The organism is Chryseobacterium caseinilyticum (assembly GCF_014837145.1).
In the GTDB taxonomy this organism is placed as follows: Bacteria; Bacteroidota; Bacteroidia; order Flavobacteriales; family Weeksellaceae; genus Chryseobacterium; species Chryseobacterium caseinilyticum.
Genome location: NZ_JACYFS010000008.1, coordinates 121,744 through 138,068, shown reverse-complemented (window position 1 = coordinate 138,068; position 16,325 = coordinate 121,744). Strand labels below are relative to the sequence as shown.

Annotated in this window: 11 protein-coding genes; all 11 read right to left on the bottom strand. The window is 37.9% G+C overall.

Features of this window, described 5'->3' with window-relative positions; translation table 11 throughout:
- Nucleotides 1-12: 12 nt before the first annotated feature.
- Nucleotides 13-1,590 (bottom strand): L-aspartate oxidase, encoded by a 1,578-nt coding sequence (nadB, locus tag IC610_RS18285; RefSeq protein WP_191738131.1) that lies wholly within the window; start codon nt 1,588-1,590, stop codon nt 13-15.
- Nucleotides 1,591-1,621: 31 nt separating this feature from the next.
- Nucleotides 1,622-2,251 (bottom strand): NAD(P)H-dependent oxidoreductase, encoded by a 630-nt coding sequence (locus IC610_RS18280; protein WP_191738130.1) that lies wholly within the window; start codon nt 2,249-2,251, stop codon nt 1,622-1,624.
- Between the two features lie 128 nt (nt 2,252-2,379).
- Nucleotides 2,380-4,647, bottom strand: coding sequence for a T9SS type B sorting domain-containing protein (locus IC610_RS18275; protein WP_191738129.1), 2,268 nt, complete (start codon nt 4,645-4,647; stop codon nt 2,380-2,382).
- Nucleotides 4,648-4,811: 164 nt separating this feature from the next.
- Nucleotides 4,812-7,079: a T9SS type B sorting domain-containing protein gene (locus IC610_RS18270; RefSeq protein WP_191738128.1), complete on the bottom strand. Its 2,268-nt coding sequence runs from the start codon at nt 7,077-7,079 to the stop codon at nt 4,812-4,814.
- 211 nt (nt 7,080-7,290) lie between these two features.
- Nucleotides 7,291-7,773, bottom strand: a complete 483-nt coding sequence (rnhA, locus tag IC610_RS18265; RefSeq protein WP_191738127.1) for a ribonuclease HI — start codon at nt 7,771-7,773, stop codon at nt 7,291-7,293.
- A gap of 83 nt (nt 7,774-7,856) precedes the next feature.
- Nucleotides 7,857-9,434 (bottom strand): replicative DNA helicase, encoded by a 1,578-nt coding sequence (gene dnaB / locus IC610_RS18260; RefSeq protein WP_191738126.1) that lies wholly within the window; start codon nt 9,432-9,434, stop codon nt 7,857-7,859.
- A gap of 157 nt (nt 9,435-9,591) precedes the next feature.
- The gene (locus tag IC610_RS18255) at nt 9,592-11,649 is read right to left on the bottom strand and encodes a T9SS type B sorting domain-containing protein (RefSeq protein ID WP_191738125.1); all 2,058 of its coding nucleotides are present in this window, start codon (nt 11,647-11,649) and stop codon (nt 9,592-9,594) included.
- Between the two features lie 111 nt (nt 11,650-11,760).
- On the bottom strand, nt 11,761-13,851 hold the full coding sequence (locus tag IC610_RS18250; RefSeq protein WP_191738124.1) for a T9SS type B sorting domain-containing protein: 2,091 nt from the start codon (nt 13,849-13,851) through the stop codon (nt 11,761-11,763).
- A 31-nt stretch (nt 13,852-13,882) separates the two neighbouring features.
- The gene (locus IC610_RS18245; RefSeq protein WP_191738123.1) at nt 13,883-14,482 is read right to left on the bottom strand and encodes a hypothetical protein; all 600 of its coding nucleotides are present in this window, start codon (nt 14,480-14,482) and stop codon (nt 13,883-13,885) included.
- 122 nt (nt 14,483-14,604) lie between these two features.
- Nucleotides 14,605-15,840, bottom strand: coding sequence for an MFS transporter (locus IC610_RS18240; RefSeq protein WP_191738122.1), 1,236 nt, complete (start codon nt 15,838-15,840; stop codon nt 14,605-14,607).
- Between the two features lie 70 nt (nt 15,841-15,910).
- A complete protein-coding gene (locus tag IC610_RS18235) occupies nt 15,911-16,273 on the bottom strand; it encodes a hypothetical protein (protein ID WP_191738121.1) in 363 nt (120 codons plus the stop codon).
- Between the last annotated feature and the right edge of the window lie 52 nt (nt 16,274-16,325).

Below are 16,325 nucleotides of genomic sequence, written 5' to 3'. Positions count from 1 at the left end.
AATAATAATCAATTATGCCTGTACTAAATCTTTATTGTAGAATGCTCCTTTATTTTGAGTCATTTCCATAGATTGGATGATAATCAAATGGGCAACTGTTGTTAAGTTTCTTAATTCTGAAAGTTGAGGTGATAAAATAGAGTAGTGGTAAATTTCATCAACAGCGGCAGCGATTTCTGCATGTTTCTGCAATGCCATTTTTAATCTGCGGTTGCTTCTCACGATTCCAACTAAGTCGCTCATCATTTCCTGAAGCTGTTTTCTGAGGTAAGAAACAATCACCATTTCATCGATAATCTTCATTCCTTCTTCGTTCCATTCCGGAACAGCTTTTAAATCATCAAAATCAAAATTGTTCTCTTTTAATAATTCTATGGTTTTGATGGCTGCGTTGTGTCCAAAAACCAAACCTTCAAGTAAAGAATTAGAAGCAAGCCTGTTTGCCCCGTGAAGTCCGGAATTGGTGCATTCTCCAACGGCGAATAAATTATTTAAAGAAGATTGTCCGTCTTTATCCACATCAATTCCACCCATTAAATAATGGCAAGCTGGAACTACCGGAATTAACTGTGTGAAAGGATCAATTCCTTCATCTCTGCATTTTTTATAGATATTTGGGAAGTGTTCCAGAAATTTTTCCTGACTCATGTGGCGACAATCCAAACCTACAAATTCATCTCCCGTAACTTTCATTTCGGCATCAATAGCTCTCGCAACGATGTCTCTGGAAGCCAGTTCTTCACGCTCATCATATTTGTGCATGAATTTTTCGCCTTTTTTGGTTCTCAGTTTTGCTCCGTCCCCGCGAACTGCTTCGGAAATTAAAAACAACATTCCGTCGAGTTTGCTGAATAAAGCTGTCGGATGAAACTGATAGTACTGCATATTGCTCACTTTACCTTTTGCTCTCGCAACGAAAGCAATTCCGTCTCCGGTTGCGATAACTGGGTTTGTGGTGTTTTTGTAAACATGTCCTGCGCCGCCAGTGGCAACTAAAGTGATTTTCGAAGTAATTTTTTTTATAGATTTCGATTTTTCATCTAAAATATAGGCACCGTAGCAATTGATTTCACCTTCATTCAGTTCTTTTCCGGGAACGTGATGTTGGGTGATGATGTCGATAACGTAATGATGATCAAGAATCTCAATATTCGGACTGCTTTTAGCGGTTTGAAGTAAAGCTCTTTCAATTTCAAAACCTGTAATGTCTTTGTGATGTACGATTCTGTTTTCGGTGTGACCACCTTCTCTGCCTAAAGCAAATTCTCCGTTTTTCATATCGAAATTAGCGCCCCATTCCACGATTTCGTTGAATCTTGCAGGTGCCTCTCTCACGACCATTTCCACAACGTCTCTTTTATTTTCTCCATCTCCGGCACGCATGGTGTCTTCGATGTGTTTTTCGAAATTATCATTTTTAGAATCGGTAACTACTGCCAGACCGCCCTGAGCGTATTTGGTGTTGCTCTCGTCTTCATCAGACTTTGTGACGATGATGATTTTGGCATCGGGAAACTGCTCTGAAACTTTTATGGCATAAGAAAGTCCGGAAATTCCCGAACCGATCACTAATACATCCGCTTTTATCATATTCTTGCTTTAAGACAGTCGTCTAAAATAATTAAATAAATTTAAACAATTTATCGTTGGGTTTTCTTACTTTTTTCATGTGCTGGAACTCGTCTTCCTCTGATCGGTAGCCTAAAGCCAGCGTCACGGTTACTTTTTCGTTTTCAGAATCAATATTTAAAATTTCTTCAATCAAATCCTGTCTGAAACCTTCCATGGGGCAAGTATCGATCTTTTCAATGGCAGCTGCATACATCAGATTGGCTAAAACAATGTAAGATTGCTTTTCTGCCCAGTTGAGAATATCATCATGCTCCTGTGTGTTGAAATGTTTAGTAATGCTTTTTCTGAAAAGATCTAAATTTTCCACCGGATGCTCACGGACTTCTGAAATATGCTTAAAATATCCATCCAAGTACCCTTCTTCAACATTTTTTTTTGAAACTAAAACAATAAGATGCGAACAGGTAGAAATCTGTGAAGGATTGTAAAAGGCGGGAATGAGTTTTTCTTTCATACCGCTGCTTTCCACTACCAAAATTCTGTACGGCTGAAGTCCCTGTGAGCTTGCAGCAAGCTTTCCGGACTCGAGTATATTTAAAAGCACATCCTGAGGAATGCGCATTTCTGGGTTGAATTTTTTTACAGAATATCTTCTGCTTAAAGCTTCCAAATAATTCATATAACAAATTTAAGAATTGAATGTGAATAAACTGTCTTTTAAACGAAATATCTATTTAGAAATTGTCTAAACAAAAAAGCCGCTCCTTTTTATAGGAGCGACTTCGCTAATTAAGTATGAAAAAAAAATTATTCTCTGTTTTTCACCACGATCCATCCTGAGAATTTCACCGGTGTTCTGTTTTTGTTGTTTTCTGTCCATGTTACAGAGTACCAGTAGCTTCCGGTAGGAACTTTTCTTCCGCTGGCAGTTCCGTCCCATTTGTACTGATTGGTTTTGTCTCCCTGGTGAATCTTGGCTCCGTATCTGTCGTAAACATTGAAGACAAGATTGATTTTATTTCCTAAAGCTGAATAATCAATATAATCATTCATTCCATCTGCATTCGGAGTGATTACATTTACCAGATTCGGTACAGTTACCACAACTTGAATTGGCTCACACTTATAAGCATCTCTTACGTAAATCGTATATTCTCCACGGGCGATATTTTTAAATTCGTTAGAATCCTGCCAATTATTGGTATTGTCTAATGAATATTGATACGCTGGTGTTCCTCCTGCAGCATTTACAATAATTGTATTGTTTGAAATTTCAACGTAGTTAATGACAGGCTGATCAGAAGGGAAGATTTTTACCGCCTGAGTTACCCAGCACTCACCAGTTTTTAATTTTACCCAGTAAGTTCCTACACCAACTCCGCTGATGGTTTGTGTGGTTGCTCCTGTGCTCCACTCGTATCCGTCGAATCCTGTTCCTGCATCCAGCGTGGTTTTGTCTTCGAAACAGATAACTTTATCAACCAAAACGGTAGAATATACCGGAGGAATTACCTGTAAAGTGATTTTGGCAACTCCATAACATTGATTATTGTCACTTACTCTTACATAAACTACTCCGGTAGGCGCAACGTAATTGTTGATTAGTGTGATTTCGTTCGTATCGTTAATGGCATCTGTAAGTGATGGATAGTAATTTTTTACTGTTCCCAGTTGTAGTGTTACAGATGGCGCAGCTAAGTTGAATGTTCCCATTGATGGGTTCGTCTCAATTGAACATGATCTGAGAATGGCATCATTTACAACTACGACAGGGTAGTGGTTTAAGGTTATTTTAGCATTATCGATACATCCTTGAGGGGTAGTTACCTGTGCGTAAACTGTAGTTCCGTTTGCTGCAGGGTATGCAGGCCAGTTCATAATTTCATTGGTTCCGGCATTCAACGCGGCTAAAGTTGGGTAAAAGTGCTTCGTGACACCTTGTATAGTTGTTACAGCAGCATCATCAAGATTAAAGATTCCGACACCTGCATTGTTATTGTTACATTCTGTAAGTGTGACATCAACTGCATCAAAAGGTTGCGGGTTTAATACTATCCTTCCGTCGCCGTTGTCGCAAAGGGTTGCCGAAGGATCACTTACGATTACAGTGATGTTGGTTGCTCCTGTGTAGGTGAAGTTTGTTGGATTTGGAATTGGCGTTCCGCTTCCTGTTACGTAATAAGTAATCGTGTAGTTTGCAGGATTGTTTACAAACTGTGATGCATAAGCTGTAAGATTTATTGCGCCATTTCCTGTACTTGGATTAATACAAACATAAGGAGTGATTGTATTAGTAAAGATGGGAACTTTATCAACAAATATTTTTACATTTTTAATAGATTGTCTTGCACTTGCTGCTCCGGTTGCTGATGAGAATCCAAAATATCCTGTTGTCATTCCAATTGCTCCGCCGGATGGAGTGAAAGATTGGTTGGTAATGGTAACGCCGTCAATTTTTATGTGGATAAGCCAGTTGTTTGGATTGTTAGGATCAGTCTCACCATTTACTTCAACGTGCTTATAGTTTGCTCCTACGAAAGGTTGTGTAGGATTTAGATCAGCTGAGTGATAGGTGCTGTTAGCGGTTGTATTGTATTCTATATTAGGATTTCCTGCAGGCAGATTGTTGGTTCCGTACAATACGTGTACTTTACTCATCTGTCCTTCTGTAGAGTTGTTGAAAATATCAAATGCAACCATCAATCCGTTGGCATTTGCCGGAATCCCCAAGCCTCCACCTGCAGTAAAGCCGGCCGGTGGATTAGAAAGGTACCAAAATGTCAATCCGTCTCCTCTTCCGTAAGAAGTAGTTCCGTTTCCGTCGATTCTGAAATCAAATTCAACTTTCCACTTATCACAATATTTCAGGTTGATAGGTTCTGAAAGTTTGATAGCGCCAAACTGACTCGTCTGATCCGGTGTCAATCTGATAAAGTCTGTGCTCACAGTGGCTGCCGAAACAAGATCCCACCCAGTAGTAACCACAGGATTTCCTGTCAGCTGATACGTCTGAGCTCTGTTAAGGTTAAATAGAAAGCATAAAGTGAGACTAAAAAATAATAAAGTTTTTTTCATTTAATTATTAGATTTTTGATTAGGTAAATGTATAGGTTTTGTCAAACAATAAATTGTCTGAAATAACTTTAAAGTATCAAATGTGTAGCTGAGGAGCCTGTTTCTGCGATAGAGAGGCGGTAATAAAAATCACTCCTTACATTAAGAAGTGATTTTTTTAGGGATTACTCCCTGTTCTTTAATAAAACCCAGCCGTTGTAAACAGTCTGTGTGTTATTTTTGTCGTTTTCGTTCCAAGAGATGGTGTACCAATATGTTCCTGTAGGAAGTTTTTTATTGCCGGAAGTTCCGTCCCACTTGTAGTTTCTGATTTTGTCGGCCTCATATTTTTTGTTGCCATATCTGTCATAAACTATAAAGACAAGATTCTTTTTGTAGGCAAGCGCAGTGTAATCAATCACATCATTTACATTGTCACCGTTAGGAGTGATGGCATTAAGCAGGTTTGGGACAGTCACCTGAATCTGAATCGGTTCGCAATTGTAAGAATCTTTCACAAATATCTTGTTTTCACCTCTTGGTAATCCCGTAAATACATTTGACGTCTGCCATGTCGTACCATTTAAAGAATACTGATAAGCCGGAGTTCCGCCAGATACATTTACTGTAATTGTATTATTTGTAATATCTAAACTTGAAATTGTAGGATTTCCGGCAGCTCTCACAGAAACAAACTGCATGGTAAAGCATGCTCCGGTCTGAAGTCTAACCCAATAGCTCCCCACAGGAACTCCTGTAATGGATTGTGTTGTTGCGCCAGTGCTCCATTCATAACTTACAAAACCGGGTCCCGCATCTAAAGTAGTGCGGTCTTCCATACAGATGATTTTATCTTTTAGAACTGCAGATCTTGTAGGTGGTATTACTACTAATGTAATTTTTCTGATAACCCAGCAAGAATTCGTACCTGTTATTTTTACATAAACTACAGAGTTCGATGCATTGTGAGTGGTAGGGTCAGCAATAGGATTGGTATTATTTAAAGCATTTTCTAATGTTGTAAAATAAACTTTTGTAATTCCCACTCCTGAAGAAACGTTTGCTGTGGTAAGGTCAAATGTTCCCATTAAACCAACTTCGGTTTTAAAGCACGTCTGCAAAGTTGCATCTGTAGCTGTCGGAAGAGGGAAGAAGGCTAATGTGATTTCAGCATTTCCGGTGCAGCCTTGTGGGGTAGTTACTTTTACATAAACTTTCCCTGGGGCAGAAACATAAGAAGCTGGGTTTGTGATTTCGTTTACATTGTTATTCAGATCCTGAAGAGTTTTATAGTATTTTTTTATTGCTCCGGGAGTGGAAGTGACTGCAGCTGATGTAAGATTAAACGTAGCTGTTGTTGCGTAATTATTATTACACGTCGTCAACGTGACGTTACTTGCGGTAAAATCACCTAAAGCCAGCTGGATTCTTCCGTCGGCATTGTCGCAAAGCAAACCTGCGTTATCCTTTACACGAACAATAATGGTTGTAGCAGCATTGTACTGAAATGTTGCCGGAGTTGCAATAGGAGTAGGATTTCCCTGAACGAAATAAGTAAAAGTAAAGTTGGCTGGGTTAGCTACAAACTGATTGTTGAATGATGTTAAATTCACTGTTGCAAAACCAGTCGTTGGATTCGGGCAGTTGGATTGTGAAATTGTAGGCTGAAGAATAGGAACTTTATCGGTATAAATTTTTACATTTTTAATAGAATGTCTCGATCTGTTTCCTCCGGTTGACGCTGAAAATCCAAAATATCCCTGCGTCATTGCTGCTGCTGTTCCCGATGGTACAAAAGGCTGGTTACAGATTACTGTATTGTCAATTTTAATCTGAATCGTCCATCCCGTCGGGCTTGCGGTGCTTACTTCGGCAGTTACTTCTACATGCTTGTAAGTTGTTCCCTGAAAAGGCAATGTTGTATTGAGATCCGGTGAGTGGAATGAACTACCCGCAACGTTAAAATATTCCACATTGTTCTGGTCGGTGGTGTTGGCAACCTGTCCGTAAGCCACGTGAACCTTACTCATCACAGCTGTTGTGGTGTTATTGTAAGTGTCAAAACCTACAATCAATCCTACTGCATTTTGCGAAACACCTAATCCTGAACCTAAAACACTCGCTACGGGCGGGTTTTGAAGATACCAGAAAGCAAGTCCGTCACCATTTGCGGTTTGGTTGGAATCCATTCTGAAGTCAAATTCAACTCTCCATTTATCACAAAATTTAAGGTTGATAGGATCATTTAGCCTAATTGAGCCCGATTGATTATTGGTGTCCGGTGTAATTTGTACAAACGCATCAGTACCATTCACTGCCGTTGTAGTAGGTGCTACCATTGTCCATCCTGTTGTTACAACAGGGTTTCCGATTAGCTGATATGTTTGGGATTTGAATAACGCACTGAAACAAATGAGAAAAAGTGCTATATAAGACAATAGATTTTTATTCATATACAAGGGAACTTTGGAATTGAGCCGTAAAGATATAAATAAAAAGTCTATATAATGAAAATATATTATTAATTTTATGATAATTGATGATTATCCTTCAAAAAATAATAAAGATGATAGTGAATTGAATAACAATCTATTTTTTCATTTTGATTCATTAAAAATAGTGAAAATTATATTATTTGTCTAAATTACTGTAAATCAATATGATTTAAATTTTAAAAAGACCGCCGTTTTCGGGATTCTCAAAATTTATATCTATCTCAAGATTAGTTCCTGCAGCCGCCGCTACAGCAAGTTTATCGCACAGTTCGTTTTCAAAATGTCCCGCATGGCCTTTAATCCAGTGGAATTTTGGCTGATAAGTATTGTAAAGCGGAATCATTCTTTTCCAAAGATCAGGGTTTTTTACATTTTTCCATCCCCGTTTTACCCAACCTGAAATCCAGTTTTGATTGATGGCATCAGAAACATATTTGCTGTCTGTGAAGATATGAATATCGTTATCTGCTGACTTTAGTTTTTCCAGCGCAACAATTACCGCAAGAAGCTCCATCCTGTTGTTGGTGGTTTTTCTGAAACCTTTGGAGAAAGTTTTCTGGTAGTTTTTTTCAGGAACTCGCATTACAATTCCGTAACCTCCTCTTCCGGGGTTTCCACTGCATGCACCGTCGGTGTAAATTTCGATTCTCAAAGTATTAGGTTGAGGTTAAGGATAAGGTTGAGGTTGAAAGTTATGAGTTTGATTTTCAATTTTGGATTAATTTTAAATTAGATTTAAAAAGGAAAATCTTCTTCATCATCAAAATCATTCATTGAAGAACCTGAAAGTTTGGAATTATCTGGTAAATCAAATGCTGCACCCGGCTGAATAGTGGTTTTGATTTTTTCGAAACCGCTTGGTTCATTAAAATTACCTCCTGCATGCATATTGAACGCTTCTTCCACATCCCCAAATTTTGCAAAATGCTTCAGGAACGACAATCTTACGTCTGCCGTGGCACCGTTTCTGTGTTTCGCAATGATCAATTCCGCCTGATTTTCGGTTGAGGTCTCTGCGCCTTCCTCATCATTATCCCAGGTTGTAATTTTGTAATACTCCGGTCTGAAAATGAAAGATACGATATCTGCATCCTGCTCAATAGCACCGGATTCTCTCAAATCTGAAAGCTGAGGTCTTTTCCCAGGACGTGTTTCCACACTTCTTGAAAGCTGGGAAAGTGCAATTACCGGTATGTTGAGTTCTTTTGCGATGGCTTTTAAAGATCGGGAAATCATTGAGATTTCCTGCTCACGGTTTCCACTTCCTTTTCCGCTGCCTCCACCGGCGGTCATCAGCTGAAGATAATCGACCATCACCATCTTTACGCCATGCTGCATTACCAGTCTCCGGCATTTTGCACGGAAATCGAATATAGAAAGTGATGGGGTTTCGTCTATGTAAAGCGGTGCATTTTCAAGTTCAGAAACGTTAGAGAATAATCTCTGCCATTCCTCATCATCAAGTGTTCCTTTTCTTAATTTTTCAGATGAAATTCTGGTTTCTGAGGCAATCATCCTGGTGATTAACTGTACGGACGCCATCTCAAGAGAGAATAATGCCATCGGAATTTTATGACCTACCGCAATATTTCTTGCCATGGAAAGAATAAAGGCTGTTTTTCCCATTGCCGGACGCGCCGCAATGATAATAAGGTCAGAATTCTGCCAGCCTCCAGTTTCTTTATCAATATCCCGGAAACCTGAAGGCACACCTGAAAGTCCCTCTTTGTCTTTTAAAGATTTAATGGTTTCAATCGCCTGTTTCACTAAAGAGTTCGCCGTATCAAATCCTTTTTTAATGGTACCATTAGTAATTTCAAAAAATGACTGTTCTGCTTTATCTAAAAGTTCGAAAACATCGGTAGATTCTTTGTATGAGGAATCGATAACATTGGCTGAAACATTAATAAGGCTTCGGAGAATATATTTTTCAAGAATTACTCTTACGTGATATTCGATGTGCGCGCTTGAACTTACTCCCATCGTAAGTTCGATGATATAATGATCACCACCTGCCAGATTCAGTTTTTCTTCTTTTTTAAGTTCCTGAATAACGGTCATGATGTCAACAGGATGGTTACCTTCATAAAGTTTTAAAATAGCTCTGAAGATTACCTGATGTCTGGGATCGTAGAAAACATCCGGCGTCAGAAGATCTATAGAATGATCTAATCCTTTTTTATCAATAAGAAAAGTTCCGATTACCAATCTCTCAAATTCTATTGCATTGGGAGGCATTTTCCCATCTGAAATGGAAAGCTCTCTGGCAAAGTTGCCCTGGGTAAGTGATGATAATGTTTCTTTCTGCGCCATGGTGCAAAGATAATTTTTTTAGCAATGAAATAATAAATACTAATCCCCAATTTGCAATGATAATATTCATAAAGTCTTTTGTTGTCGTGTTTTTGGTGTTAATAAAAAAAATCACCTTCAGAGTTTGAAGGTGATTTTAAAATTTATTTATAGGAATTTATTCTCTGTTTTTTACAAGAATCCACCCGTCGTATTTGATTTGGGTCTTGCTTTTATTATCCTCAGTCCATGTAATGCTGTACCAGTAGGTTCCTGTAGGAATTTTTTTGCCTCCCGAAGTTCCGTCCCATTTGTAGTTTCGGATTTTATCAGCTTCATAGATTTTGTTTCCGTATCTGTTGTAAACTGTAAAGATTAAATTCTTTTTGTAAGCTAATGCCGTGTAGTCTACCACATCATTTACATTATCTCCGTTTGGTGTAATTGCATTCACTAAATTAGGAACTGTAACTGTAACAATTACAGGATCGCAATCGTAAGAATCTTTTACATAAAATGTATTTTCACCTCGAGGCAGTCCTGTGAAAACATTTGAGGCTTGCCAGTTTGTACCATTAATTGAGTACTGGTAAGCAGGAACTCCACCGTTTGCAGTTATAGTGACAGTATTATTAGCAATATCCAGCGATGATACTACAGGCTGATCGCTTGCGTAAACATTCACATTTTGTATAGTATAACATTTTCCCGTCTGAAGTTTTACCCAATAAGCTCCTACAGCAACCCCCGTAATACTTTGTGTAGTGGCACCTGTACTCCATTCATAGCTTAGGAAACCAGGGCCGGCATCTAAAGTGGTTCTGTCTTCCATACAGATGGTTTTGTCCTTAAGAACAGCAGATTTTACAGGTGGTAGTACAACCAGCGTGATTTTTGTAATTGCCCAGCATCCATTACCGTCAAATACTCTTACATATACATCTGTACTTATTGTAATATAGTTGTTTGCCGGAATAATCTCGTTTACACCATTAGTTGCATCTGCTAAAGTTCGATAAAACTTTTTAGTAACTGGCGACATTGATGTAACCATAGCAGAAGTTAGATCGAACTTCGCTTTTGTAACGTCATTTTCAATAAAGCAAGATTCTAATTTTGCTTGTGTAAGGATGATAGTTGGATAAAATTTAAGTTGAATCTGTGCGATGAACGAACAGTCATACTGATTTACGGCTTTTGCATAAACAGTTTTTTCTGCAGAAACATAATTTCCTGCATTTGTAATAGGAATATTATTATTTAGATCTGCCATCGAAGCATAATATTTGATCGTAAGATTTGGGATCGATGTTGGATTTATTGCTGCTGCTGTGAGGTTGTATGTCGCAGTTCCTATATTATTATTGTTACATTCGGTAAGTGTTGCATTACTCAGCTTAAATGATCTGTCTATAAAATTTACCGTACCAAATTCTCTACACTGATTAAGGAAGCTTGTAGGGCTTACTGGGTCAATATAACTGATTGCATAAAAATAAGTATTATTTGCGTTGACCATTATAGGTGTAGTAATCGGGCTAACTTCATCTAGTGCATTAGACGAATTCAAATAATACTGAACAATAAAGTTAGGATTTCCATTGATAATGCCAGGCGATAAAGTATTGAAATTAAATAAAGTTGGGTTTTCGCAAATTTTTATAGGTAATGGTGCTACAAAAGGATTTGGTTGGTAGGTGTGGGCAAATTGATTGTCAAATGGAGTCAATAGCGTTGCTGTTCCACCAAATGACAAAGAAAATCCGTTTGCAGAACTCACGAAATTATCTACCAGTAATATATATTCTTCTCCAGCGAGAACGTTCAGTTCAGCTTCAAAATAAGTGCTTGTCTGAGCCGCTAAACCAGTGTTTCCTGTCGGAGAAGCTCCTGCGTAATTACATCTGATTGGTGTAAGAAGTGATGCTGGTGTACAAGTGGGATTTGGCCCATAAACTGCAAAATCATAGTCGTCAGAGTTTACATTTGCGTCAATAACAAAATTTAAAGTTCCTGGTGTTGCAATCTTAAATTTATACCAAACAGAAAAGTGTTCACCACTTTTAAGGCATAGAGATGCGGGGACATTGGATGTAGGCAGTTCCTGATTTCCATTTCCCGTAGGGGTGTAATTTATGTTAAGATTCCCACATACTGGAATTGCAGTAGCACAGTCTGACTGCGAATAATATAGTTGTGATGATATTAAAATAAAAAGAAGTAGTAGTTTTTTCATCTTAAATTAAATTTTAACAAAGTTAATTAATTTTTACTTAAAGAGTTGTGATAATGAAAAGAAAATAAAAGCCGCACAAAAAATGCGGCTTTATCTTGTTGATTTGGTAAATTATTCTCTGTTTTTCAGCATTACCCATCCTGAGAATTTAATAGGAGTGCTGTTTTTATTGTTTTCATTCCAGGTAACAGAATACCAATAAGTTCCTGTAGGTACTTTTTTGCCACCAACAGTTCCGTCCCATTTGTAACCATTATTTTTATCTGCCTGATGAATTTTTGTTCCATATCTGTCAAAGATGTTCAGAATTAAATTCTTTTTGCCGGATAATGAAGAGTAATCAATCACATCATTTACGCCATCTCCGTTTGGTGTGATTACATTGATGATGTTTGGAACAGTGATATCTACTACAATTGGCTCACAGTCGTAAGCATCTTTTACGTAAACTGTATGGTCGCCTCTGTTCAAATCTTTAAATATATTTGAATCCTGCCAGTTGTTGTTATCTAAAGAATAGCTGTATGCCGGAGTTCCTCCTATTGCAATTACCGTGATGCTGTTGTTTGAAATTTCAATGTTTGAAACTACCGGTTGTTCAGAAGGGAATATTTTCACCTCCTGTTTTGTCCAGCAATCGCCTGTCTGTAATTTTACCCAGTAAGTTCCTACGCCCACACCAGAAATCGTTTGTGTAGTATCTCCGTTGCTCCACTGATATCCGTTGAAGCCTGTTCCTGCATCAAGTGTGGTTTTGTCTTCCATACAGATTACTTTGTCAACCAAAACAGTGGAATAAACTGGTGGTAATACAATTAAAGTAACTTTAGCTACTGTGTAGCAACCGTTTGCGTTCATTACTCTTACATACACGAAGCCTGTTGGAGCGATATATGTTCCGAAATTGATAATTTCATTAGTCTGGTTGATAGCATCTGTTTCTGACGGATAATATTCTTTAGTCATTCCAGGATCTAAGTTTACCACAGCACTTGCAAGGTTGAAAAGTCCTGTTGAAGGATTTGTTTCAATGAAACACGATCTGAGTGTTGCCTCAGTCACCGTTACTGTAGGATGGAATGCCAGTTTTATTTCAACAATCGTTACACAATTAAACTCATTCGTTGCTTTCACAAAAACAGAACCTGCTGCTGCTGTGTATGCATAAGGAAGTGCAATCTGGTTTGTACCTGCATTCAGTGCTGCCATCGATGGGTAATACTGTAATGTAAGGTTAGGTGTAGCACCAATCGCCGCTGCGGTAAGATCGTAAGTAGCTGTTCCTGTATTATTGTTACTACATTCCGTAAGCGTAACCGGGGTCAGCTGGAAAGATTTATCTAAGAAATTAATAGTATTAAATTCCCTACATTGATTGAGGAAACTCGTTGGCTGCGTAGGGTCTACATACGATATTGCGTAAGTGTATGTATTTGCTGCATTTACAACAATAGGTGCCGTTATAGCATTGATATCATCTAATGCATCCGTAGCAGTTCTGTAATATTTAACAATAAAATTGGTATTGTTATTTAAAATCTGTGCAGATAATGTAGAGAAATCGAAAGTTGCAGGATTGCTGCAGATTGTGATTTCACCATCCTGGTTAATACCGGGCTCTAAAAAAGGAAAGGGCTGATAAACCTGTGCAGAGTTATTATCAAAAGGAGTAAGCAAAGTTGCTGTACCTCCGAATGATAAAGAAAACGGAGCTACGGTAGGAGAGAAATTATTGAGCAGTAAATAATAAACCTGCCCTGGCAGTACATCAATATATTTTACAAAACCGTCACCCGCTGCCGTTTCTGTAGTGTCTGTAGCGGTCATATTCAATCCCGTGAGAGGAAAGAATGCGCTTCCAGATCCAGCGTATGAACATCTCAACGGTACTGCATTTACGTTTGCACAGCTGTGATTGGGCCCGTATAATGCCCAGTCATAGTCAATGCTGTTTGCACCCGGTCCTGTAGGAGTTATCACAAAAGTTAAAGTACCCGCAGTCTCGATGCTAAAGGTTAACCATAGAGAATTACTTTCTCCGAAAAGACAACCTCCCGATGCTGCTTCCGGAATATTTCCTATTCCTCCTGGTGTGAGTGCAATGTCGGAATTTCGGCACACCGGAATTGCTGTTGCACAATCTTGCTGTGCCATCATCAGCTGGGTAACAAAAAGGGTGAGAATTAATAAATATTTTTTCATTTTAATTAACGTATTAATGTTAATCCGAAGATTATTTAGTTAAAGAAAGTAGCTGTTTTCCCCAGTTTGGAGCAGTTTCTGTTTCGAAATCTTTTGCGGCTTTCGCATACAGCTGAGCAGAATTAAGGTTTAAATCTGAAAATTTTGCCGCCATTCCTGCTTTCAATACAGTCAATCTCGGGTTGTCAGGCGATAACGCTTCAGCTTCAGAAATGATTTTTATGATAAGTTCTTTATCTTTCTGAACGTCTGGTGAATTATTGAGCTGAATTCTCTGTAATCTTGCCAGACCAACCAAAATTTTCACATCTGCATTGTCAGGCTGCGAATCGATGATGCTTCCAGCGTATTTTAATGCCAAAGCATTAGATTCAAAAAGCGATTGAGGAGTTGATTTTTTAATTAAACTTTCAGTTTTCAAATATTGAACAACTGCAGAATAATAATGCGCCTGCCATCTCTCGATAGAGGTAGATTTTGAAAATTTAGCAAACAGAGTTTCGTATTCTGAAGCGTTTTTTGCGGCATTGATAAGCGCAATTTCGTTTTCAGACTTTTTACCAGTGGTATTCTGTGCCGATACTACTATTGATGCTGCAAATATGTATAGAATGAGTAGGAATTTATTCATTTTTTATGTATATATAAAACAAATTTATATAAATTGCCAGTACTGAACAAATTTTTCAAACGTTTATTTAAGAAATTGTTAATAAAAATCCCTTGCTATTGAAAAAAAATAATTTTTTCGCTTTAATATTGCATTTTTCTCAATTTTGGATTTGTACTGCCCACTAACACAGCGATAAGCACAGTTAAACTACCTCCGATTACTACAGATCTTACGGCACCGAAAAGCTTTGCTGCAAGTCCGCTTTCAAACTGTCCCATTTCGTTGCTGGACATGATAAATATTGAATTTACACTTAAAACCCGTCCACGAATATGATCCGGAGTTTTCAACTGTACAATAGTTCCGCGAATTACTACAGAGATTCCATCCAACATACCACTCATGACTAAAAATAAGAATGATAACCAATAATAATTTGAAAGTCCGAAACCGATAATGCAAATTCCGAACCCTGCTACAGCAACAAGCAAAATTTTACCCTGATTTTTTCTAAGCGGAACCAAAGCCAACGTCGTGATAATAATCATTGAGCCAATATCTGAAGCGGCATTTAATAAACCTAAACCGTCAGCTCCGGATTTTAAAATATCAGTTGCAAAAACGGGAATCATCGCCACCGCTCCTCCAAAAAGTACGGCAAACATATCCAGATATAGAGCTCCGAGAATTTCTTTAGTTTTATAAATATAAGAAACGCCTTCGCGAATGCTTTCCATCACTTTTACGCTTCCTTTTTTATGTTCAGAAAACTGTTTGTTGAGCTGCCAGAAAAAAATGGATGAAATGGTAATCAGAATTACAACCGTTAAGACCGTCCATTTAATGCCGTAGAATTCAATTAAAAATCCGCCTGCTGCATGACCGCAAACTGATGATATCAAAAATGTTGCCTGATTTAGTGTAATGGCATTCGGAAGATTGATTTGTTTTACAATTTTAGGAATCATCGACGGAACAATCGGCCCGATAAATGCCCTTGCAATTCCGGTAAAAAAGATAACAGCGTAGATAAAATAGGTAATCTGATGACCTGTAAAATGAAGTTCAGAACTGTAGAATGCCGGAATCAACAAAAGGCCAATCAGGAATACGTAAGCGTAAGTACAAATAAGTAATAGTTTCTTTTTCTCGTTGGTGTCAATTATATGTCCCGCGTACAAAGCGCAACTTACTGCAGGAATTACTTCAGAAAGTCCGATAAGTCCGATGGAAAAAGGATCTTTTGTCAACTGATAAACCCACCATCCTAATAATGTAGCGAGCATTCTGAAAGCCAAAACAATAAAAAATCTTCCGGTAAGAAGATTTCTGAACTCAACATTTTTCAATGTCTGCAGCGGAGAAAGTGAAATCATATACAAAAGTAGCCCTAAAAATTAATTTAGAGCTACTTATCATTTATTTTAATGAAAATTAAATCATTTTTTAATCTGCTCTGTTCGAGCTGATCACGATTGCGGCAACTGCGGCTGCGCCGATCACAACTGCACCACCAGTTACTCTTGCTGTAGAACGGTCTTTCACAGAGGCAACAGCACTTTTCGGGATTGTAACTTCTGTACTGTCTTTTTTACCTTTTGTACCTACGATGTTATCGCCAACAATGTTTTTGAAAAGGATTTTTTCTTTCGGCGAACCGTCTTTTTTCTCAACAATGTAGATTTTTCCGGTTTTAAGATTAGAATAATTGTTTTGAGAAATATCTTCGCTATACTTTGTAGTTGCACATGACGAAATCACGAATAATGATGTAAGCAGAGAAGATTTTATTAGTACAGATGCTCTCATTTTAATTTTTTAGTTTTTCAAATTTATAATTTTTTTCGAATATATCTTTTGG

Coding starts and splice junctions, on each gene's coding strand:
- nadB (WP_191738131.1), bottom strand. CDS start 1,590: ATGATAAAAGCGGATGTATTAGTGATCGGTTCGGGAATTTCCGGACTT.
- IC610_RS18280 (WP_191738130.1), bottom strand. CDS start 2,251: ATGAATTATTTGGAAGCTTTAAGCAGAAGATATTCTGTAAAAAAATTC.
- IC610_RS18275 (WP_191738129.1), bottom strand. CDS start 4,647: ATGAAAAAAACTTTATTATTTTTTAGTCTCACTTTATGCTTTCTATTT.
- IC610_RS18270 (WP_191738128.1), bottom strand. CDS start 7,079: ATGAATAAAAATCTATTGTCTTATATAGCACTTTTTCTCATTTGTTTC.
- dnaB (WP_191738126.1), bottom strand. CDS start 9,434: ATGGCGCAGAAAGAAACATTATCATCACTTACCCAGGGCAACTTTGCC.
- IC610_RS18255 (WP_191738125.1), bottom strand. CDS start 11,649: ATGAAAAAACTACTACTTCTTTTTATTTTAATATCATCACAACTATAT.
- IC610_RS18250 (WP_191738124.1), bottom strand. CDS start 13,851: ATGAAAAAATATTTATTAATTCTCACCCTTTTTGTTACCCAGCTGATG.
- IC610_RS18245 (WP_191738123.1), bottom strand. CDS start 14,482: ATGAATAAATTCCTACTCATTCTATACATATTTGCAGCATCAATAGTA.
- IC610_RS18240 (WP_191738122.1), bottom strand. CDS start 15,840: ATGATTTCACTTTCTCCGCTGCAGACATTGAAAAATGTTGAGTTCAGA.
- IC610_RS18235 (WP_191738121.1), bottom strand. CDS start 16,273: ATGAGAGCATCTGTACTAATAAAATCTTCTCTGCTTACATCATTATTC.